The following is a 20437-nucleotide window of genomic DNA, read 5'->3' as shown; positions in this document are numbered from 1 at the left end:
GTGGGCCGAACCAGTGCCAACATGAGTGGTATGCGCTGGGATCGGTCGCTTTAGCGTCCGCAAGCCCGAACGGGCGCCCGCAGCGATGGGGCCGTCAGGCCCCGTGAGCGAGGATTTCGCAGCCCGCAGGGGCTGCAAAACACAAGGATACCCGCGGAGGCGGGCACCCCATCAAAACACTTCCAGCAACATCTTGAAGATCAGCGTCAGCCCGAAGGGCAGGCCGATCGCCATGGCCCACAGCGCAATGACGTCGCGGCGGAATTCGCCCGCGAGCGCAGGGTCGGCGGCCTCGGCATCGCCGAGCACCGCCCAGCGCTTCTCGAACCAGCGGCACACCGGAATGATCCCGGCGACCAGTACGATCAGTGCAAGGTAGGGAAGCCCCGTCGAGGAACCCTCGGCCAGCGCCTTGACGGTCACGAAGATCTGCAACGCGGTGTAGGCGAGCAGGCCATAGGCGACATGATCGCTCATCGCCTTGCGCCAGTCCCGCACCCGGGTTGCAGACAGCGCCTTGCCGTGGTTGCGCTCTTCAGAATTCACCATGCGTGCCGCTCCCCGACGGTGTGATGCGAATAACGCAGTATCGCAAAGGTGTAGCACGGTTGCAATAAGCCGCGCGCGCCCGGCGCAATATTGCGCGCCGCGCAAGGATCGCCGCGCAAGCCGCTCTATTCGCGGGAGGGTTGTGCTGCCTGGCACCCGATTGCCGCGCGCCTAAGCAAAAATCCTGCCAAATGCACTGCGCCACTTTCCTCGCCTCGCCATGGTGCTAAAGACTCGGGCGCAATGAACACCGCCACCCTCCCACAATCGCAGGGCGAGGCCGCCCCGATCCAGCCGACCGGCTCCGGGCTCGAGGTGATCTCGATCGCCAAGAGCTATGAAAAGCGCGCGGTCCTCACCGATATCTCGCTGAGCGTTGCCAAGGGCGAGGTGCTCGGCCTGCTCGGACCCAACGGGGCGGGCAAGACCACCTGTTTCTATTCGATCATGGGGCTGGTGAAGCCGGATTCGGGCCGCATCCTGATGGACGGCGAGGATGTGACCAAGCTGCCGATGTATCGCCGCGCGATCCTCGGCCTCGGCTACCTCCCGCAGGAAACCTCGATCTTTCGCGGCATGACGGTGGAACAGAACATCGCCTGCGTGCTCGAACTGGTCGAGCCCGACAAGGCCACCCGCGCCTCCGAACTGGAGCGGCTGCTCGACGAATTCGGCCTCACCCGCCTGCGCGAAAGCCCGGCGATGGCGCTGTCGGGCGGGGAGCGCCGCCGCTGCGAGATCGCCCGCGCGCTCGCCGCCAAGCCCTCGATCATGCTGCTCGACGAGCCCTTCGCAGGGATCGACCCGCTTTCGATCAGCGATATCCGCGATCTGGTGAAGGACCTGAAGCAGCGCGGCATCGGGGTGCTGATCACCGATCACAACGTGCGCGAGACGCTCGACATCGTCGATCGCGCCTGCATCATCTATGGCGGGCAGGTGCTGTTCGCCGGATCCCCGCAGGAACTGGTCGCCGACGAGAATGTGCGGCGCTTGTATCTGGGCGAGAGCTTCACGCTGTGATTTTCCGGTGGGAGGCCAACTGATGGCTGCGGGTGGGTCTTGGTCCACCGGGGTCGAGGCCAGCCCGTTCCCCCGCCCTTCCGCCCTTCCGCCTATGATCCCGGGTGGAAGGGCGGGGGATCGTGCCAGCCCGGCGCGCAGCATTATGCGAAGCGAAATGCGGATCGACGCATAATGGCATTGGGCCCCCGCCTCGATATCCGGCAGACGCAATCGCTGGTAATGACGCCGCAATTGCAGCAGGCGATCAAGCTGCTGGCGGCCTCCAATCTCGAGATCGAGACCTTCATATCCGACGCATTGGAGGCCAATCCGCTGCTCGATACCGGCGGGCCTGCCGACCCGGGCGAGCCTGACCGCATCGAAATCGCCGCGCCTGCCGGCGAGGAGGCGACCGCCGATCAGCTGATGCTGGCCGGCGGGGGCGAGGGCGATGCGCCGCTCGATCTGGGCGCGGTGGACCGCGATTTCGACACCGGCGACGGCGCGGGGCCTTCGATGCGCGATGCCGAATGGGGCGCGGCCGGCAGTGGGGGCTCCGGCGACTTCGACGACATGCCCGACTGGGAGCAGCTGCGCGCCGCTGACATCACCCTTGCCGAGCATCTCGAAAATCAGGTCGGCGCCCTTGCCAGCGACGCGCAGACCGGCTTCATCGCGAGGGCCATCATCGGGTTGCTCGACGAAGCGGGCTATCTCACCATCCCGCTCGAGGAAGTGGCGGACGATCTCGGGGTCGATATCTTCGATGCCAAGGCGGGGCTTCGGCTGGTGCAATCATTGGACCCGTCGGGCGTGGGGGCGCGCAACCTTGCCGAATGCATCGCCATCCAGGCGCGCGAGGCGGACCGCTACGACCCCTGCATGAAGGCGCTGATCGACAATCTCGATCTGGTTGCCCGCGGGGAGGTCGAACGCTTGAAGCGCCTGTGCCGCGTCGACGACGAGGATTTCGCCGACATGCTGCGCGAACTGCGCAGCTACAACCCGCGCCCCGGCCTCGCCTTCGCCCCTGCCGAGACCGGCACCGTGGTCCCCGACATCCTCCTTACCGCCAACGCGGCCGGAGGCTGGGACATCGCGATCAACGAGGAGACGCTGCCCAAGCTGATCGTCAACCGCGGCTATTATCTGGAATTGAACCGGGGGGCGACCAACAAGGAATCGCAAGGCTGGCTCAAGGAGAAGCTCGCCGATGCGCACTGGCTGATCCGCGCATTGGACCAGCGCCAGAAGACCATCCTCAAGACCGCCGCGGAAATCGTCAAGCAGCAGGACGGCTTCTTCCGCCGCGGGGTTGCCGAACTGCGCCCGCTGACCTTGCGCGAGGTGGCCGAGCAGATCGGGATGCACGAAAGCACCGTCAGCCGCGTCACCAGCAACAAATACCTGTGGTGCGAGCGCGGGACGTTCGAGCTCAAATACTTCTTCACCAGCGGCGTTGCGTCAGCCGACGGCGAAGGCGCTTCGAGCGCCGCGATCAAGGCCCGCATCAAGGCGCTGATCGACGCCGAGACCGCGAAGAATATCCTGTCCGACCAGCAGCTTGCCGAAATGCTCCAGAAGGAGGGCTTCGACCTCGCCCGGCGCACGGTCGCCAAATACCGCGAGGCGATCGGGCTGGGGTCGAGCGCGGAGCGGCGGCGGGCGAAGAAACTGGCGGGGGCGTCTTAGGACTTTCCCTCAGGCGACGGGGCGATCGTAAAGTCCTAGCCTTGCCCCGATTTCGCCCCGTCCGGGGGTGTGACTCGAAAGACTCACTCCAAAAAGTTTACGAGCTAAACTTCTTGTTAACCTTTTTTGGTGAGAAGTGGCGTGGTTAACAGGCGACAACCTCTCCTAAGCGGGGGTTACCAGGGGTAAGACAGGGGTACAGAAATGCGCGTTCTGCTCATCGAAGACGAACCGACCACCGCCAAGGCGATCGAGCTGATGCTCACCACCGAAGGCTTCAACGTCTATTCGACCGACCTTGGCGAAGAGGGTTTGGACCTCGGCAAGCTGTATGATTACGACATCATCCTGCTCGATCTGAACCTGCCCGACATGCATGGCTACGACGTGCTCAAGAAGCTGCGCGTCGCCAAGGTGCAGACCCCGGTGCTGATCCTTTCGGGCATTTCCGAGATGGATTCGAAGATCCGCTCCTTCGGCTTCGGCGCAGACGATTACGTCACCAAGCCGTTCCACCGCGAGGAACTGGTCGCCCGCATCTATGCCGTGGTGCGCCGTTCGAAGGGCCACTCGCAGTCGGTCATCCGCACCGGCAAGCTCGCCGTGAACCTCGATGCCAAGACGGTCGAGGTCGATGGTGCCCGCGTGCACCTCACCGGCAAGGAATATGCGATGCTCGAGCTGCTCTCGCTTCGCAAGGGCACGACGCTGACAAAGGAAATGTTCCTCAACCACCTTTACGGCGGGATGGACGAGCCCGAGCTCAAGATCATCGACGTGTTCATCTGCAAGCTGCGCAAGAAGCTGTCGCTGGCCTGCGGCGGAGACAACTACATCGAGACCGTCTGGGGCCGCGGCTACGTGCTGCGCGACAGCGAGACCGAGGTCGAAGCGGCGTAATGGGTTTTGCGCTCGCCCCTCCGGGCGAGCGTCCTCGGCGCTGTTCCGAGCCTTTCCGGCTCGGGCACCTGCGGCTCGCGCCGTGCGCTCGCGGCCCTTCGGGCCGGCCAATCGCGTCATGATGAAATCGGACGCCCGGGCTGGAAACACCCCGGGCGTTTTTCTATGGCCCTCTCCATGACGGCATTCAAGGAAGGCGATCCGACCACCATCGCGCGGCTTTACGGGCGCTCGGTCGGCAAGAAGCTGCGCACCTATCAGCAGGGGCTGGTCGACAACCTCCTGCCGCAGATCACCGTGCCCGCAGAAGGCCCGGTCACGAGCGAGGTGCTGTTCGGCGACACGCGTCCCCTGCATTTCGAGATCGGCTTTGGCGGGGGCGAGCACCTCGCCTACCGCGCCGACCTGCTGCCCGATCACGGCTTCATCGGCGCGGAGCCCTTCGTCAACGGTGTCGCGCAGGCGCTGACCCACGTGGCCGACCAGCGGCTTGCCAATATCCGCATCCATCACGGCGATGCCTTGGAGGTGCTCAGCCGCATCCCCGATGGCGCGCTGACAATGGTCTACCTGCTCCACCCCGATCCCTGGCCCAAGGCCCGCCACGCCAAGCGGCGGATGATGAACGACGGCCCGGTGCGGCTGTTCGCGCAGAAGCTGAAGCCCGGCGGCGAATTCCGCTTCGGCACCGACCACGCGGTCTATCTGCGCCACGCGCTGATGGTGATGCAGCGCCACACGGACCTGTTCGAGTGGGTGGTCGAGAAGCCCGCCAACTGGCAGGTCCGCCCCTCCGGCTGGCCCGAGACGCGCTACGAACACAAGGCGCGCACCGTCTACGGCCACGAGGTGTGGTATTTCCGGTTCCGGCGGAAATGAGGCCCCCGCACCGCAAGCTGCTTGCCTGCGGTAATATATCTTATAAATGAGGGCTGACAGCGCCGCTGCGGGCGCGGAGGCCCCCGATGATCCGGATCGCGATCGCCCTTCTGCCCCTGCTGATGGCGGGCTGTGCCACACTCGCACCGCGCGTCGCCATCGATGCCGACTTCCCCGACCCCGCCGTGCTGCGCGCTGACGACGGCACGTTCTACGCCTATGCCACGCAAGGCTCGGTGCAAGGCCGGCAGGTCAACATCCAGATCGCCCGCTCGCCCGACCTTGCGCAGTGGCAGCACTTCGGCGATGCGCTGCCGGTGAAGCCTGCATGGGCCGGCCGGACACAGGATTTCTGGGCGCCGCATGTCGCCCGGGTCGAGGGGCGTTACCTGCTCTATTACTCGGCCAAGCCCGATGCCGCGCTCGATGACCCGGCGCAGGGCCTGTGCCTCGCCCTCGCCACCGCCGCGCGGCCCGAGGGGCCCTTCACCGACACGGGCAAGCCGCTGTTGTGCGGCCCCGGCTTCGTCAATATCGACCCGATGCTGTTCGACGACCCTCAGACCGGCAAGCGGCTGCTTTACTGGGGCTCGGGGTTCGGCCCCATCAAGGTGCGCGAGATGACCGCCGACGGCCTCGCCTTTGCCCCCGGCAGCACGACGATCGACCTCGTCGCCCCCGTGCCGACCGATGACCCCGCGCACTACCGCCGCCTCGTCGAGGGCGCGTGGGTCACCTATCGCGCAGGCTGGTATTATCTGTTCTTCTCGGGCGACAATTGCTGCGGGCCGAACGCGCATTACGCGGTGATGGTGGCCCGCGCGCGCTCGGCGACGGGGCCGTTCGCGGTCAGGCCGCAGAACGGCGGCGTGATCCTCGCAGCCTCGCCCGGATGGACCGCGCCGGGGCACAATGCGCTGGCCGAGAAGGACGGCGAGACCTTCATCCTCTACCACGCGGTCGACGCCGGGCGCCCCCGTGCCCGGCCCGAGGACGAGATCAACACCCGCCGCATCATGCTCGCCGCGCCGCTGGTGTGGCGCGGCGGCTGGCCGGTGGTCGCGCTGGGCCGCGAGGCGCGCCTCGTCGCAAGACCCTGACGTCCTGTCCGATCCGCGTCGCAGCCCTCACCCATGACAGGGCCGCTCTCCGGCGGTGCCGGCAATCGCCAGGGCAGAACCCAACCCCGCACCGGAGAGCCCCGCCATGACCATCTCGACCCTCAAGGACCTCTACAGCGCCAACCGCCAGGCCTTGCAGGCGACGCGCGAGCTCCATGACACCGCCCGTTCGGGCGAGCTGCGCAAGGCGCTGTCGGCCGGGGCCGAGGGGATCGAGGAGGGGATGGCGCAGCTCAAGAGCCTGATCGAAAGCCACGACGCCAACCCGCGCGGCGAGCATTGCCGGGGCATGGAAGGCCTTGTCGCCGAAGCCCGCGCGCACGGGGTGGAGGCGGACTTCACCGACGAGGACGTGCGCGATGCCTCGATCATCGCGCAATACCAGCGTATGACCCATTACGGCATTTCGGGCTATGGCACCGCGGCGGCGTTTGCCCGGCGGCTGGGGCTCGAGGAGGACGCGGGCGTGCTCGTCCAGTGCCTCGAAGACACCCGCGGCGGCGACCGCAAGATGACTGCGATCGCCTCGGGCGAGGTCAATCCGGCAGCGGCCGAGGCGTGACGGGCCGCGCGCCCCGGCTGTAACGACAGGGGCGCGCCTCTCTCAGCCCACCACCCCCGCGCCCGCCAGCACCGCGAGCGTCAGCACATCGGGGACGCTCGCGGTCATCGGCACGATCTGGACCGGCTTTTCCATGCCGATCATCATCGGGCCGATGGTCGCGTTGCTCCCCAGTTCGCGCAGCAGCTTGGCCGACAGGTTCGCCGATTGCAGCCCGGGCATGATGAGCACATTGGCCGGGCCCGACAGGCGGCTGAAGGGATAGAGCGCCATCACCTTGGGATTGAGCGCGGCATCGGGCGCCATTTCGCCTTCATATTCGAAGCCCTGTTCCTCCTGATCGAGGATCGCGACTGCGGCGCGGATATTGTCGAGCCACTGGCCCGAGGGGTTGCCGAAGGTCGAGTAGGACAGGAACGCCACGCGCGGTTCGTGCCCCATGCGCTTGGCGACCGCGGCGGTCTCGCGCGCGATGTGGGCGAGCGCGGCAGCATCGGGGCGTTCGTTGATCGTGGTGTCGGCAAGGAAGGTCGTGTGATTCTTGCCGATCATCATGTGGATGCCGAAGGGCAGGCAGCCTTCCTTGGGATCGAGCACCAGGTTCACCTCGCGCACGGTCTGCGCGAAGGTGCGGGTCATGCCGGTGATCATCCCGTCGCCATGCCCCAGCGCGACCAGCAGCGAGGCGAAGACGTTGCGATCCTGGTTGACCATCCGCCGCACATCGCGCTCGGTATAGCCGCGGCGCTGGAGGCGCTTGTAGAGATAGGCGACCATCGCGGGCACATGCTCGCTGTCGGCCGAGTTCTGGATCTCGAAGCTGCCCGGATCGCCGACCGAAAGCTGGTGCAGCTTGTCCAGCACTGCCTTGGTGCGGCCCACCAGGATCGGGGTGCCATAGCCGAAATCGCGGAACTGGATCGCGGCGCGCAGCACCACTTCTTCCTCGGCCTCGGCAAAGACCATCCGCTTGGGATTGGCGCGGGCGATCTCGTAGGCGCCGGTGAGGACCGAGGTGGTCGGGTTGAGGCGGCTGCGCAGCGCGACGCGGTAGGCATCGAAATCCTCAATGGCCGTGCGCGCCACGCCCGAATCCATCGCCGCCTTGGCGACCGCTGACGAGACGACCTCGATCAGGCGCGGATCGAAGGGGGCCGGGATGATGTAGTCGGTGCCGAACTTGTGGTTCTTGCCATAGGCGCTCGCCACTTCCTCGGGCACCTGCTGGCGGGCGAGCTCGGCGATGGCCTTGGCGGCGGCGACCTTCATCTCTTCGTTGATGGTGGTTGCCTGCACATCCAGTGCGCCGCGGAAGATGAAGGGGAAGCCCAGCACGTTGTTGACCTGGTTCGGGAAGTCCGAACGGCCGGTGGCGACGATCGCGTCGGGCCGCACCGCCTTGGCCTGGTCGGGCATGATTTCAGGCGTGGGGTTGGCCATGGCGAAGATGATCGGCTTGTCGGCCATCTTCTTGACCCATTCGGGCTTCAACGCGCCCGCCGCCGACAGGCCGAGGAAGATGTCCGCGCCCTCCAGTGCCTGTTCGAGGCTGGTCGCGCTGGTGGCGACGGCGTGGGCGCTCTTCCACTGGTCGACCCCGTCGCGGCCCGGAGTGATCGGGCCCGAACGGTCGCACATGATCACGTTCTCGTGGCGCACGCCCATCGCCTTGATCAGCGCGGTGCAGGCGATCGCCGCCGCACCCGCGCCATTGACCACGACCTTCACATCCTCGAAATCGCGGCCGGTGATGTGGCAGGCATTGAGCAGGCCCGCCGCGGTGATGATCGCGGTGCCGTGCTGGTCATCGTGCATCACCGGAATCTTCATCTTCTCGCGCAGCGCGGCTTCGATGATGAAGCATTCGGGGGCCTTGATGTCTTCAAGGTTGATGCCGCCGAAGGTCGGCTCCATCAGGGCGACGGCGTTGATGAAGGCTTCGGGGTCTTCGGTGGCCAGTTCGATGTCGATCGAATCGACGTCGGCGAAGCGCTTGAACAGCACCGCCTTGCCTTCCATCACCGGCTTGGAGGCAAGCGCGCCCAAGTTGCCGAGGCCGAGGATCGCGGTGCCGTTGGAGATCACCGCGACAAGGTTGCCCTTGGCGGTGTAGCGCGCGGCGAGCGAGGGATCGCCGGCGATCGCTTCGACCGGCACCGCGACGCCCGGCGAATAGGCAAGGCTGAGGTCGCGCTGCGAGGTCATCGGCTTGGTGGCGACGATCTCCAGCTTACCGGGACGGATCGTCTCGTGATAGAACAGCGCTTCTCGCGCGGTGAAGCCGCCCTTGTTGTCGTCCGCCATGGTGCCCGTCCCCCTCATCGTCCGTAACGCAAACCGTGCCCCGCTTAGCCCGAGCCGCGCCGATGCGATAGGTCGTTTATCGCACCAGGTTCGGGGAAAGCTGCAAGTGGCGACATTCCCGAATCGCCGCGCGGCGCGCTAGGCGATCGTCATGCCCGCGCGCGACGATCCGAAACCCACCCCGATGATGGCGCAATATCTGCGCCTGCGGGAAGAGGCGGGCGATGCGCTGCTGTTCTACCGCATGGGCGATTTCTTCGAGCTGTTCTTCGAGGACGCGAAGCGCGCGGCGGCCATCCTCGATATCGCGCTGACCACCCGGGGCGAGCATGGCGGCGCGCCGATCCCGATGTGCGGGGTGCCGGTGCATTCGGCCGAGAGCTATCTGGCGCGTCTCATCAAGGCGGGCTGCCGGGTGGCGATTGCCGAGCAGGTCGAAACGCCCGAGGAAGCCAAGGCGCGCGCCAGGCGTGAAGGCACGCCGTCCTCCAAGGTGCTGGTCGGCCGGGCGATCGTGCGGCTGGTGACGGCGGGCACGCTCACCGAGGAAGCGCTTTTGGAACCGCGCCGCGCCAATGTGCTGGCGGCCCTCGCCGAACTGCGGGGCAAGGTCGGGATCGCCGCGGTCGATGTCTCGACCGGCGCGATGGTGCTGGAGGAATGCACGGGCGAGCAATTGGGCGCGGTGCTGTCGCGGCTCTCGCCCAGCGAGGTGGTGGTGCCCGAGGATTGGGAGCCCAAAGAATCTGGCGGCCCCGAGGAGGCGATCTTCCGCCCGCGCTCGACCTTCGCCAGCGATGCCGGGGCGGAGCGTCTGAAGGCGGTGCACGGCGTCGCGACGCTCGATGCCTTCGGGGCCTTCAGCCGCGCGATGCTGGCGGCGGCGGGGGGCCTGGTCGCCTATCTCGACCATGTCGGGCGCGGGCGTCTGCCGTTGCTGCTCCCCCCGGTGGCGCGCGAGACCGCCAGCACCATGGCGATGGACGCGGCGACGCGCGCGAGCCTCGAGATCCTCGAATCGGCGCAAGGGGGCCGCGCCGGAAGCCTGATCGGCGCGGTCGACCGCTGCGTGACGGGTGCAGGATCGCGGCTGCTGGCCGAGGACCTGTCGGCGCCGCTGCTCGATGCAGGTGCCATCGAGGCCCGGCTGGCTCTCGTGCAGTTCTGGCGCGACCGCCCGATCGAGCGCGCGCAATTGCGCGACATTCTGCGGGCGATCCCCGATCTCGGGCGGGCCTTGGGCCGGGTGGTGGCGGGGCGGGGCAGCCCGCGCGATCTTGGCCAGCTGCGCGATGGACTTTCGGAGGCGGGACGGCTCCACAACTGGCTTGCAGGCGCCCCCGACGGGCCCGCGCTGCTCGCCGAGGTGACTTCGCGGCTGACCGGCCACGGCGCGCTCACCGATCACCTCGCGCGCGCGCTTGTCCCCTCGCCGCCGACCGAGCGGTCTTCCGGCGGGTTCATCGCCGACGGCTATGACGCCGCGCTCGACGAATTGCGCGCCACATCGGGCGATGCGCGCCGCGCGATCGCGGCGATGGAGGCGCGCTACCGCGAGGAGACCGGCATCGCCTCGCTGAAAATCCGCCACAACGGGGTGCTCGGCTATTTCATCGAGGTCTCCGCGCGTCATGCCGATGCACTGATGGCGCCCGATAGCGGCTTCACCCACCGCCAGACGATGGCCGGTGCGGTGCGGTTCAACTCGCTGAGACTGCACGAGGAAGCCGCCCGCATCGCCGAGGCCGGCGGCCATGCGCTGGGCTGCGAGGAAGCCCACTTCGAGAGGCTGGTGGCCGAGGTCATCGCCGCGCGCGAAGCCATCGCCGCCACCGCCGCAGCGCTCGCGCGGCTGGATGTGGGCGCGGGCAATGCCGAGCGGGCGGCGGAGGGCGACTGGTGCCGGCCCGAGATCGCCGAGGATGCAGGTCTTGCCATCACCGCGGGCCGCCATCCGGTGGTCGAGGCCGCGCTGGCAAAGACCGGCGAGCGCTTCGTCGCCAATGATTGCCAGCTTGCTGCCGATAACCGCCTGTGGCTGATCGGGGGGCCCAACATGGGCGGCAAATCGACCTTCCTCAGGCAGAACGCGCTGATCGTATTGCTCGCACAGGCCGGGTGCTTCGTCCCCGCCACCGCTGCGCGAATCGGCCTCGTCGACCGCCTGTTCAGCCGGGTGGGCGCGGCCGACAACCTTGCGCGGGGGCGTTCGACCTTCATGGTCGAGATGGTCGAGACCGCCGCGATCCTCGCGCAGGCCACCCATCGCAGCTTCGTGATCCTTGACGAGGTCGGTCGCGGGACATCCACCTATGACGGCCTCGCGCTCGCCTGGGCGGTGGCCGAGGCGGTGCATTCGCAGATTTCCTGCCGGTGCCTGTTCGCCACCCATTATCACGAGCTCGCAAGGCTGGCCGAAACCTGCGAGGCCTTGAGCCTCCACCACGTCCGCGCGCGCGAATGGCAGGGCGATCTGGTGCTGCTCCACGAACTTGCCGATGGCCCGGCCGACCGTTCCTATGGCCTTGCCGTCGCGCGGCTCGCCGGGGTGCCTGCCAATGTCGTCGCGCGGGCCAAGGCGGTGCTCGCCAGGCTCGAGGCGCAGCGCGAGGCGACCGGCGGGATTGCGGCGGGGCTTGGCGACCTGCCGCTGTTCGCCAACCTCGCGCCCGCCGAGCCCGAGCCTGCGGCCCCCGAACAGCAGCTCGCACAGAGCCTCAGGGCGGCCGATCTCGATGCCCTGACCCCGCGCGAGGCGCTCGATCTGCTGTATGAATGGAAGCGCGGCCTGCCCGCGGCGCGCGGCTGAAGGCAACCAAGGCTTAACCATGCGCCTGCTATGCGCGCGGCATGATGAGGCTTCTGTTCCAGAACAGTCGTATGGCGCTCGCCTTTGTGGTCCTGACCGTGCTCGGCGCGGCGGCGATGATCGGTTCGCAGGACAATGGCGGGCTGGTGACGCGCGTGGTGAGCCTGTCCGAAGGCCAGCGCGGGCTGCTGGCCGCAGGCGCGCAGCCGGTGGCTGGGGAAGGGCAGAAAGCACCGCCTGCGGTGTTCGGCGAGTATGATCCCGATACCCCGGCGAGCCCCGCGCCGCTTCCCTCGCCGGGCAGCAGCGTCGCTGCCGGCAACCCGATGACCGCGCCCCTGGCATCGGGAGCGGTGATCGCCGGACCGGCCCCGGCAGATCCGGTCATCCCGGACGATCAGGCACCAGGGTCATAGGGTCAGCAACACGGCCGGCTCAAGCGACAGCCCGCCTCACTCCTCCTCGTCGAGACCCGGCACCGGGTCCGCGTCGGCCCCGTCCTCGTCATCTGCATCCAGCGCGCGTTCGAGTTCGGCATAGCCTTCCGCGTCGAGCAGGATATCGATCTCCTCCTCGTTCAGCGTCTCGCCATCGGCGGTGAGCCATTCGCTGTCGTCATCATCGGTGGTCTCGCCGCCATAGGTGCCGGGCTCGTCATCGTGATTGGGCTCGCCCGCAAAGGCGGACATGTCGATCCGGCCCTCGCCCTCCATGCGGCGCATCTCGTCGACAAGGTCGCCGGTGCTGTCGGGGGCGGGATCGGTGGCGGTGGCGGGAGGCTTGGTGCTGTCGAGCGGGCTGGCGCTGCGGCTGTCCTCGCGGCGGGCATCCGCGGCGACATCCCGCGCCTGCGCTGCGCGCGGGTCCTGTTCGTCGTTATGCGCTTCGGGCGGCGGACCGGCGAGATGGCCGGGGCGGGGCGGGGTGGTTTCGGGCATGGGGCGTCTCCTTCCCCCTGCCCAACCGCGCAGCCCGGCCGATTGTTGCCCGGCCTGCGACCCGTCTGCGCCCGGACGCGCCGGGCATGCGCCGGGATCAGCGCCCGCGCCTCAGCGCGTCGGGACCGGCGCCTCGCCCGTGTAGTCGTAGAACCCGCGCCCGGTCTTGCGGCCGAGCCATCCCGCCTCGACATATTTCACCAGCAGCGGGGCGGGGCGATACTTGCTGTCGCGGGTGGTCTTGTAGAGCACCTTGATGATGTCGAGACAGGTGTCGAGGCCCACGAAGTCGGCCAGTTGCAGCGGCCCCATCGGGTGGTTGAGGCCGAGGCGGCAGCCCTTGTCGATATCCTCGATCCCTGCCGTGGACTGGCCGAGCACGAACACCGCCTCGTTGATCATCGGCAGCAGGATGCGGTTGACGACGAAGCCGGGTTCGTCCTGGCTGAGCACCACTTCCTTGCCGAGGCCCCGCGCGAAGGCGGTCACCGCGTCGGTGGTCTCCTTGGCGGTGGCAAGGCCCGGGATGACTTCGATGAGGCCCATCACCGGCACCGGGTTGAAGAAGTGCAGCCCGATGAAGCGCGCCGGATCGGGCGAGTGGTTGGCCATGCGGGTGATCGGGATCGACGAGGTGTTGGATGCCATGATCGCGCCTGGGCCAAGCACCTTCCCGGCCTTCCCGAAGATCGCGTTCTTGATCTCCTCGCGCTCGGTCGCGGCCTCGATGATGAGGTCGGCCTCGGCGAAGGGCGCGTAATCGGCGACCGGCGTGATCCGGGCGAGCAGCGCCTCGGCCTCGGCCGCCTCGATCTTGCCGCGGCCCATCAGCTTGGCGAGCGCCGCCTCGATATTGGCCTTGCCCGCTGCGGCGCGGGGCAGGTCGACATCGGTCAGCATGACCTTCATGCCCTGGGCCGCGACGGTCTGGGCGATGCCGGTGCCCATCTGGCCGGCACCGATGACGGCGATGTTGCGCATGGGGCTGGTCATGGGGGGTGAGTTCCTTCGCAAGTGCAGCAAGAACGCCGCCCTAGCGGGGAACGCGGGCGCTGGCTAGCAGCCTATTTGGCTAGCTATCGGCGCGCTACCGGTTCTGGCCGGGCACCCACTTGACGTCCGCGCGGCCCTCGTCGTTCGCCACCCGGGCGAGCACGAAGAGCAGGTCGGAGAGGCGGTTGATATAGGCGAGCGCGGCGGGATTGACCGCGTCCTCGGCGGCCAGCGCCACCATCGCGCGTTCGGCGGCGCGGGTGGTGGCGCGGGCGACATGGACGCGCGCGGCCGCCTCGCTCCCGCCGGGCAGCACGAAACTGGTGAGCGGTTCGAGCCGTTCGTTGAGCGCATCGATCTGCGTCTCGATCCAGTCGGGCTGGCTGGGGACGATGCGCAGCACCATCTCGCCCGGGGTGAAATCACCGTCGGCCGAGGGCGTGGCGAGATCGGCACCGAGATCGAACAGGTCGTTCTGCACGCGGGTGAGGAGCGCCTTCTCGGCCTCGCCCGCGAGCGCGCAGATCGCAAGGCCGATCGCCGAGTTCGCCTCGTCCACCAGACCCATCGCGGCGATGCGCGCCGAATGCTTGGGGCAACGCGAGCCGTCGACGAGACCCGTCGTCCCGTCATCCCCGGTGCGGGTGTAGATGCGGTTGAGCTTGACCATGAAGCTTGAGGCCTAGCGCGACACCGCCAGCAGGATCGCGACCACCACGATGGCCAGGCCCTGATACTTGATGCGCGCGAACATCGCCTTGTTCTGGGCGAGCTGCATGTCGGTCGCGGTGCTGCCCTCGCCGGTTTCGAGGTCGATCTTGGTCGTCTGGAGGAAGGCGATGATGCCCTTCACCAGCGAGAAGGCGGTCAGGCCCATGAGGATGAGCAGCGCGGGGATGAGGACATAGGTCATGGGTCCCTAAATGGACGCATCAGCGTCAGGTTCCAAGTGACAAAAGTTGCATCCTGAGTTGATCGGCGAGCATCCGTCCGTCCGCGCCCTGCTCCCGCCGCTCGGCCAGCGCGGGCGAGCCGCGGCGCTTGGCGAGCTTTTCGCCGTCCTTGCCAAGCAGCAGCCGGTGGTGGTGCCAGCGCGGCACGGGCTTGCCGAGGAGGGCTTGCAGGGTGCGGTGGACGTGGCTCGCGGTGAACAGGTCCGCGCCGCGGGTGACCAGCGTGACGCGGTCCGCGGCATCGTCAAGCGTGACGGCGAGGTGGTAGCTTGCCGGCAGATCCTTCCTCACCAGCACCACATCGCCGAGGCCTGCAAGGTCGACCGCTTGCGGCCCGGCCAGCGCATCCTCCCACCGCAGCGCGCCGGTTTCGGCCAAGGCCTTCGCACTATCCAGCCGCCATGCCGCCGGGCGCGCGGGATCGGGCGGGCGGTGCTTGCAGGTGCCGGGGTAGATCAGGCCCTCCGCCCCGGGCAAGGCACCTGCCGCCTCGATCTCGGAGCGGGTGCAGGTGCAGGGGTAGATGAGCCCGCGCACCCGCAACGCTTCGGCCGCCGCCGCATAGCTGGCGAGGCGGGTGGACTGGGCGGGGACCTCCTCCCATTCCAGTCCGAGCCATTCCAGATCGCGGCGGAATTCATCCGCCAGTTCGAGGCGCGAGCGCGGCCCGTCGATATCCTCGACCCTGAGCAGGAACCGCCCGCCGCCCGCCGCCGCCAGATCATGCGCGACGATCGCCGACAGCGCGTGGCCAAGGTGCAGCCGCCCGTTGGGGCTCGGCGCGAAACGGGTCACGGGCGGGGCGGTGCGAACCATCGCAAAGGCCCATGCCACAGGACATTTCCTTGCGCTATCCACAGGTCATCAACAGGATGTCCCTGTGGCCAACTCTGTGGAAACCCACCCTGTCACGGGTTTGACTCTTTGCCCTGCCACGGCAGGATAGAGGTCAATCAGGGAGGAACGCGCGTCGTGTTCAATGCCGAACTGATCGAGAAAGTGGCGAAGTTCCGCGGGGTCGACGAGGACCCGACGCGCAATCTTTCGGCCTGTCCGGCGCTGGTGCTCAACGCCGATTATACCCCGCTGTCCTACTATCCGCTGAGCCTGTGGCCGTGGCAGACCGCGATCAAGGCGGTGTTCCTCGACCGGGTGGATATCGTCGCGAGCTACGACCGCGAGGTCCATTCGCCCAGCTTCGACATGAAGATCCCGAGCGTGATCGCGCTGCGCCAATATGTGAAGGCGAGCGAGTTTCCCGCCTTCACCCGCTTCAACGTGTTCCTGCGCGACCGCTTCCAGTGCCAGTATTGCGGCAGCCACGATCACCTGACCTTCGACCACGTCACCCCGCGCCGACTTGGCGGGCGGACCACGTGGGAGAACATCATCACCGCCTGCGCGCCGTGCAACATGAAGAAGGGCGGGCGCACCCCCAAGCAGGCCGGGATGCCGATCCACCAGCCCCCGATCCGCCCGACCAGCTGGCAATTGCAGCAGCACGGCAAGATGTTCCCTCCCGGCTACCTCCACGAAACTTGGCGCGACTGGCTCTACTGGGACGTCGAACTGGAGGCGTGAGGCGCGCCGGCGGCAGATTGCCTCCGCGATAATCGTCGGGCCTCAACCGCAAGGCGCTGTCCGGGCGGGCGATGGCACCGCTCTCCATCATCTGGTCGCCCATTTCGCCCGCGCCGGCTTCACCTGCGTCACGCGCGACCGGCGCGGGCATGGCCGCTCCGCAGTGCCGCCGCAAGGTTACGGCCTGGACTTTCTGGCCTTGGAGACCCGATCCGAATCGGGCGACAGACCTTTTCCCGAATATGTCAAAATACACACCAGCGATCTATTCATAGCCAATGCTGCGATGATCCGTTTAACAAAAGAGTAAAAAATATTCTATTCTCGTTTACTAATGAATGTTATTTCACAACTCGTCGTATTTTAACCCAGATTATATTGACGGATCAGGATTCCGGCCCCCATCAAAACGGGGCAACCGGAGGATTGTCCCATGAAGCGCCTTGTCTCACTTGCTGTTCTTGTATCGGTTCTCGGCGCCTGCGGCGGGGATGAGGCGGCCGCGCCGTCAGCCGGGCTTGCCAGTGCCGCCCAGCCGGCCACGTCCGTCCAGCCGAACGGCGACAAAGAGGCCGCGCTCGCCACCAGCCTGCCCGAAGGCGCCGTCACCACCACCAACCCCTTTGCCGCCTTCGATTTCAAGAACGGCACCGCCTATCCTGCCAAGGCGGCGGTCAGCATCGGGACGGTCAGCGTGCCGGTCGGCGCGACCGAGGCCTTCGTGCCGGTCCGCATCAACCGCCAGACCCCCAACACGGTGATCGTCCGGGTGATGACCCGCAACGGATCGGGCACGCTGGCCGGCGTCGAGGGGCGGCACTTCCAGCGCACCGTCACTACGCTGTTCTTCCGCCCGGGCGACCCGCTGGAGCAAACCGTGCGCATCCCGCTCATCAACATGGACGCAGGGCGCACCTTCGACCTGATCCTGCCCGAAGGCGTGGTGGGCGGCGCGGTGATCAATTCGTGGGCGCGGATCACCGCGGTAGCCGGTGCGGCGGCGGGGGTGGCCAGAACCGCCGGCTTCCGCCCGGCGCGGACCTTCGGCCCGAGCGGCGCGCTCGCCTACCAGCTCGATCCTGCCCGGGTGACCTGGAGCGATGGCGGGGCAGCCGATGCCTGGCGCACGCGTCTGCCCCACGGGCGCACCCAGCCCGGCAATGCCGAGACCGGGCTCTATCTCGATCCGGTGCTGCATCCCTCCGCCATGGCCCCCTTCGCCATCGAGAACGGCGAGCTGGTGATCCGCAGCCAGCAGCTTGTCAGTCCGATCCTCCACGACGGGGTCTACTGGAACCACGGCGCCGCGATCCTCACCGGGCAGCGGATGCCTGCAACCCAGCTGCAATACGGGCAATACGAATGGACCGCGATGATGCCCAACCGCCGCGGCGGATGGCCCGCCCTGTGGCTGCTCCCCGCGAGCGGCTGGCCGCCCGAAATCGACGTCTATGAAGGCTTCGGCTATTCGAGCGGCTGGAATTTCTCCCGCAACATCAGCGGCAACATCCATGGCGGCGCCAATGGTACGCGCACCTTTACCGCGCTGATGCAGGTCAATGCCGCGAATGCCTATGGGCTGTCGGGGTTCGACACTGCCTACCACCGCTACGCCGTCGACATCGCGCCCGATTTCATCACCTGGTTCGTCGATGGCAAGGAGACCTACCAGACCGTCAACCCGTTCAAGGGCACGACCTGGTTCCCGCTGATGAATGTCGCGGTCAAGCACACCGGCGACTATGCCGGCGGCACGGCGGAGATGCGGGTGAAGGGCTTCCAGGTCTGGAAAGTGCCGGGCTGAGGCACAAGGCCCGACACCAGCGCGCCAGAGCGCGCGGGATGCGGCGGCGGGTCCCCTCCTTGCCCGCCGCCGCGTCTTGCCTGACGAGAACCGCTCCGCACTGCGTTGCATTTCCATGACGCATCGCTAGGCGGGCTGTGTCTTGGGCCTACGGGGATTCGCGTTTCCATGAAGATCATGTCCGGCAATTCGAACCTGCCGCTCGCCCGTGCGATCGCGGCCTATCTCGAAATCCCGCTGACCGATGCCAGCGTGCGGCGGTTCTCCGATGAAGAGGTGTTCGTCGAGATCCACGAGAACGTGCGCGGGGAGGACGTGTTCGTCGTCCAGCCGACCAACTTCCCGGCGAACGACAACCTGATGGAACTTTTGATCTGCATCGACGCGCTGCGCCGCGCCTCGGCCAAGCGGATCACCGCGGTGGTGCCCTATTTCGGCTACGCGCGGCAGGACCGCAAGCCCGGGCCGAGAACCCCGATCTCGGCCAAGCTGGTGGCGAACCTCATCACCGAGGCCGGCGCCGACCGGATGCTCGCGGTCGATCTTCACGCCGGGCAGATCCAGGGCTTCTTCGATATCCCGACCGACAACCTCTATGCCGCGCCCGTCATGGCTGCCGACATCCAGGCGCGCTATGGCGACCAGCAGCTGATGGTGGTCTCGCCCGACGTCGGCGGCGTGGTGCGCGCCCGGGCGCTGGCGAAGCGCCTCGACAACGCGCCGCTGGCGATCGTCGACAAGCGGCGTGACCGTCCGGGCGAGAGCGAGGTCATGAACATCATCGGCGACGTCTCGGGCCGGCACTGCATCCTGATCGACGACATCGTCGATTCGGGCGGCACGCTGTGCAACGCGGCCGAGGCGCTGCTGGAGGGCGGCGCCAAGTCGGTCGCGGCCTATATCACCCACGGCGTGCTGTCGGGCGGGGCGGTGGCGCGGATCAACGGATCGAGCCTCAAGGAGCTGGTGATCACGGATTCGATCCGCCCGACGGAAGCCGCCGAAGCCAGCGACCGCATCCGCATCCTGCCCATCGCGCCCCTCGTTGGCGAGGCGATCCGGCGGATTGCGGACGAGAGCTCGGTTTCGAGCCTGTTCGACTGATGTCTCTAGACCCTCGCCAAGTTCGGGACATGCTTCTCGAGGCTGCGCGCACGGGCAACATGCTGACTTACAAGGAAGTCATCGAGCGTCTCGGGTTCGATTTTAATACCAATCTTGTTGGACAGTTGGGCCGCGTGCTCGACAGGATCGACGAGCATTGCCGCGCCAACGTCGAGCCATTGCTGGCGGTTTTGGTGGTTCGCCAATCCGACGAATTGCCCGGTCAAGGCTGGTGGGTCACCCGGGCAAAGGCCGCCGGTTACCAAGGCGAGTGGACCGGCCCTGACGCTCTTGCGCATGTCAAAGCGCAGCAACAACTCGCTTTCGACTATTGGAAGAACCGCTGATGGCGACCTCGCCAACCGATAAGGACCTTGCCCTCGCCCTGGCGCTCGCCGATGCCGCCGGGGCCGCGATCCGTCCGCTGTTCCGCGGCCAGTGGAGCCAGGAGCGCAAGGCCGACCGCACCTATGTCACCCAAGCCGACCGCGCCGCCGAGGCCGCGATGCGCGCCCTGATCGAAGCCGAATTCCCCGCCGACGGCATCATCGGCGAGGAATATGGCACCCGCAACGAGGGCGCGGGCCGCCAGTGGGTGCTCGATCCCATCGACGGCACCACCAGCTTCATCGCCGGCCGCCCGATCTTCGGCACGCTGATTGCCTTGCTTCAGGATGGCTGGCCGGTGCTCGGCATCATCGACCAGGCCGTCAGCGGCGAGCGCTGGGTGGGCCGCATCGGCCAGCCGACGCTCTTCAACGGCACGCCCGCCGCCACCAAGCCGCTCAAGGAATTATCGGACGCGGTGCTTGCCACCACCAGCCCCCACGCCTTCACCAACGAGGAAGCCGACGCCTTCATGTCGGTCGCCAAGAGCGTCGCCGAGCGCAAGATCGTCTATGGCGGGGATTGCTACAATTACGGCCTCGTCGCCAGCGGCCATATCGACATCGTGATCGAGGCGGGGCTGAAGCTGCACGATTACGCCGCGCTGGTGCCCGTGGTGGAGGGCGCAGGGGGAATGATGGCCGACTGGCAGGGCAACCCGCTCGATGCCGGCAGCGACGGCACGGTGATCGCGCTCGGCGATCCGGCGCGGCTGGAAGACGTGCTCGAGGCGATGGGGTAAGGGGCAAGCGCCATTGCCCCCCACCCGGACCGACACGATGGGCTCAAGCTGCAATCCTGTCCGGACTTTGCAACAATCCTGTCCGATAGGGTGCCCGGCCGCTCCGCCTGGTTG

20 protein-coding genes are annotated in these 20437 nt (G+C 67.3%); 13 read left to right on the top strand and 7 right to left on the bottom strand.

The window, feature by feature from the left end; genetic code table 11:
• Positions 1–171: 171 nt before the first annotated feature.
• Entirely contained in the window at positions 172–549 is a 378-nt protein-coding gene (locus D620_RS0106695; RefSeq protein ID WP_017665029.1) for a hypothetical protein, read from the bottom strand.
• Positions 550–792: 243 nt separating this feature from the next.
• Between D620_RS0106695 and lptB the strand changes: the two genes are divergently transcribed.
• From lptB to D620_RS0106665, 6 genes are all read left to right on the top strand, one after another.
• Positions 793–1572, top strand: a complete 780-nt coding sequence (lptB, locus tag D620_RS0106690; RefSeq protein ID WP_017665028.1) for an LPS export ABC transporter ATP-binding protein — start codon at positions 793–795, stop codon at positions 1570–1572.
• Positions 1573–1746: 174 nt separating this feature from the next.
• Positions 1747–3246 (top strand): RNA polymerase factor sigma-54, encoded by a 1500-nt coding sequence (rpoN, locus tag D620_RS0106685; protein WP_017665027.1) that lies wholly within the window; start codon positions 1747–1749, stop codon positions 3244–3246.
• Between the two features lie 204 nt (positions 3247–3450).
• Entirely contained in the window at positions 3451–4146 is a 696-nt protein-coding gene (ctrA, locus tag D620_RS0106680; protein WP_017665026.1) for a response regulator transcription factor CtrA, read from the top strand.
• Between the two features lie 177 nt (positions 4147–4323).
• Positions 4324–5025 (top strand): tRNA (guanine(46)-N(7))-methyltransferase TrmB, encoded by a 702-nt coding sequence (gene trmB / locus D620_RS0106675; RefSeq protein ID WP_017665025.1) that lies wholly within the window; start codon positions 4324–4326, stop codon positions 5023–5025.
• A gap of 86 nt (positions 5026–5111) precedes the next feature.
• The gene (locus D620_RS0106670) at positions 5112–6125 is read left to right on the top strand and encodes a glycoside hydrolase family 43 protein (protein WP_017665024.1); all 1014 of its coding nucleotides are present in this window, start codon (positions 5112–5114) and stop codon (positions 6123–6125) included.
• A gap of 106 nt (positions 6126–6231) precedes the next feature.
• On the top strand, positions 6232–6708 hold the full coding sequence (locus tag D620_RS0106665) for a DUF892 family protein (RefSeq protein ID WP_017665023.1): 477 nt from the start codon (positions 6232–6234) through the stop codon (positions 6706–6708).
• Positions 6709–6750: 42 nt separating this feature from the next.
• On the opposite strand, the gene D620_RS0106660 is transcribed toward D620_RS0106665, so the two are convergent.
• A complete protein-coding gene (locus D620_RS0106660; RefSeq protein WP_017665022.1) occupies positions 6751–9012 on the bottom strand; it encodes an NADP-dependent malic enzyme in 2262 nt (753 codons plus the stop codon).
• Between the two features lie 151 nt (positions 9013–9163).
• Here D620_RS0106660 and mutS point away from each other — a divergent pair, with 151 nt between their 5' ends.
• Complete coding sequence (gene mutS / locus D620_RS0106655; protein WP_017665021.1) at positions 9164–11821, top strand: DNA mismatch repair protein MutS; 2658 nt, start codon at positions 9164–9166, stop codon at positions 11819–11821.
• Between the two features lie 41 nt (positions 11822–11862).
• Positions 11863–12237 (top strand): hypothetical protein, encoded by a 375-nt coding sequence (locus D620_RS0106650; RefSeq protein WP_155800056.1) that lies wholly within the window; start codon positions 11863–11865, stop codon positions 12235–12237.
• A 36-nt stretch (positions 12238–12273) separates the two neighbouring features.
• Here the strand turns inward: D620_RS0106650 and D620_RS16580 are convergent, their stop codons facing one another.
• The 5 genes from D620_RS16580 to gluQRS all read right to left on the bottom strand — a co-directional run bounded on the left by D620_RS16580 (position 12274) and on the right by gluQRS (position 15521).
• Positions 12274–12759 carry a hypothetical protein gene (locus tag D620_RS16580; protein ID WP_017665019.1) on the bottom strand — a complete coding sequence of 162 codons (486 nt, stop codon included), beginning with the start codon at positions 12757–12759 and terminating at the stop codon, positions 12274–12276.
• Positions 12760–12870: 111 nt separating this feature from the next.
• Positions 12871–13740, bottom strand: coding sequence for a 3-hydroxyacyl-CoA dehydrogenase NAD-binding domain-containing protein (locus tag D620_RS0106640; protein ID WP_026092008.1), 870 nt, complete (start codon positions 13738–13740; stop codon positions 12871–12873).
• Positions 13741–13846: 106 nt separating this feature from the next.
• Positions 13847–14422, bottom strand: coding sequence for a cob(I)yrinic acid a,c-diamide adenosyltransferase (locus D620_RS0106635; RefSeq protein WP_017665017.1), 576 nt, complete (start codon positions 14420–14422; stop codon positions 13847–13849).
• Between the two features lie 12 nt (positions 14423–14434).
• Positions 14435–14665 (bottom strand): HIG1 domain-containing protein, encoded by a 231-nt coding sequence (locus D620_RS0106630; protein WP_017665016.1) that lies wholly within the window; start codon positions 14663–14665, stop codon positions 14435–14437.
• 25 nt (positions 14666–14690) lie between these two features.
• The gene (gene gluQRS, locus D620_RS0106625; protein ID WP_017665015.1) at positions 14691–15521 is read right to left on the bottom strand and encodes a tRNA glutamyl-Q(34) synthetase GluQRS; all 831 of its coding nucleotides are present in this window, start codon (positions 15519–15521) and stop codon (positions 14691–14693) included.
• 156 nt (positions 15522–15677) lie between these two features.
• Between gluQRS and D620_RS0106620 the strand changes: the two genes are divergently transcribed.
• From D620_RS0106620 to hisN, 5 genes are all read left to right on the top strand, one after another.
• Entirely contained in the window at positions 15678–16286 is a 609-nt protein-coding gene (locus D620_RS0106620) for an HNH endonuclease (protein WP_017665014.1), read from the top strand.
• Positions 16287–16719: 433 nt separating this feature from the next.
• On the top strand, positions 16720–18090 hold the full coding sequence (locus tag D620_RS0106615) for a glycoside hydrolase family 16 protein (RefSeq protein WP_017665013.1): 1371 nt from the start codon (positions 16720–16722) through the stop codon (positions 18088–18090).
• Between the two features lie 168 nt (positions 18091–18258).
• The gene (locus D620_RS0106610; RefSeq protein ID WP_017665012.1) at positions 18259–19194 is read left to right on the top strand and encodes a ribose-phosphate pyrophosphokinase; all 936 of its coding nucleotides are present in this window, start codon (positions 18259–18261) and stop codon (positions 19192–19194) included.
• Between the two features lie 29 nt (positions 19195–19223).
• Positions 19224–19541 (top strand): ribose-phosphate pyrophosphokinase, encoded by a 318-nt coding sequence (locus D620_RS0106605; protein ID WP_233992009.1) that lies wholly within the window; start codon positions 19224–19226, stop codon positions 19539–19541.
• Positions 19541–20323: a histidinol-phosphatase gene (hisN, locus tag D620_RS0106600; protein WP_017665010.1), complete on the top strand. Its 783-nt coding sequence runs from the start codon at positions 19541–19543 to the stop codon at positions 20321–20323. The genes D620_RS0106605 and hisN overlap by 1 nt, the downstream gene beginning before the upstream one ends.
• The last annotated feature ends 114 nt before the right edge of the window (positions 20324–20437 follow it).

It is taken from the genome of Porphyrobacter sp. AAP82 (assembly GCF_000331285.1).
GTDB lineage: Bacteria > Pseudomonadota > Alphaproteobacteria > Sphingomonadales > Sphingomonadaceae > Erythrobacter.
Note: the sequence above shows the minus strand (reverse complement) of the source record. Positions and strands in the feature narration are given on the sequence as shown.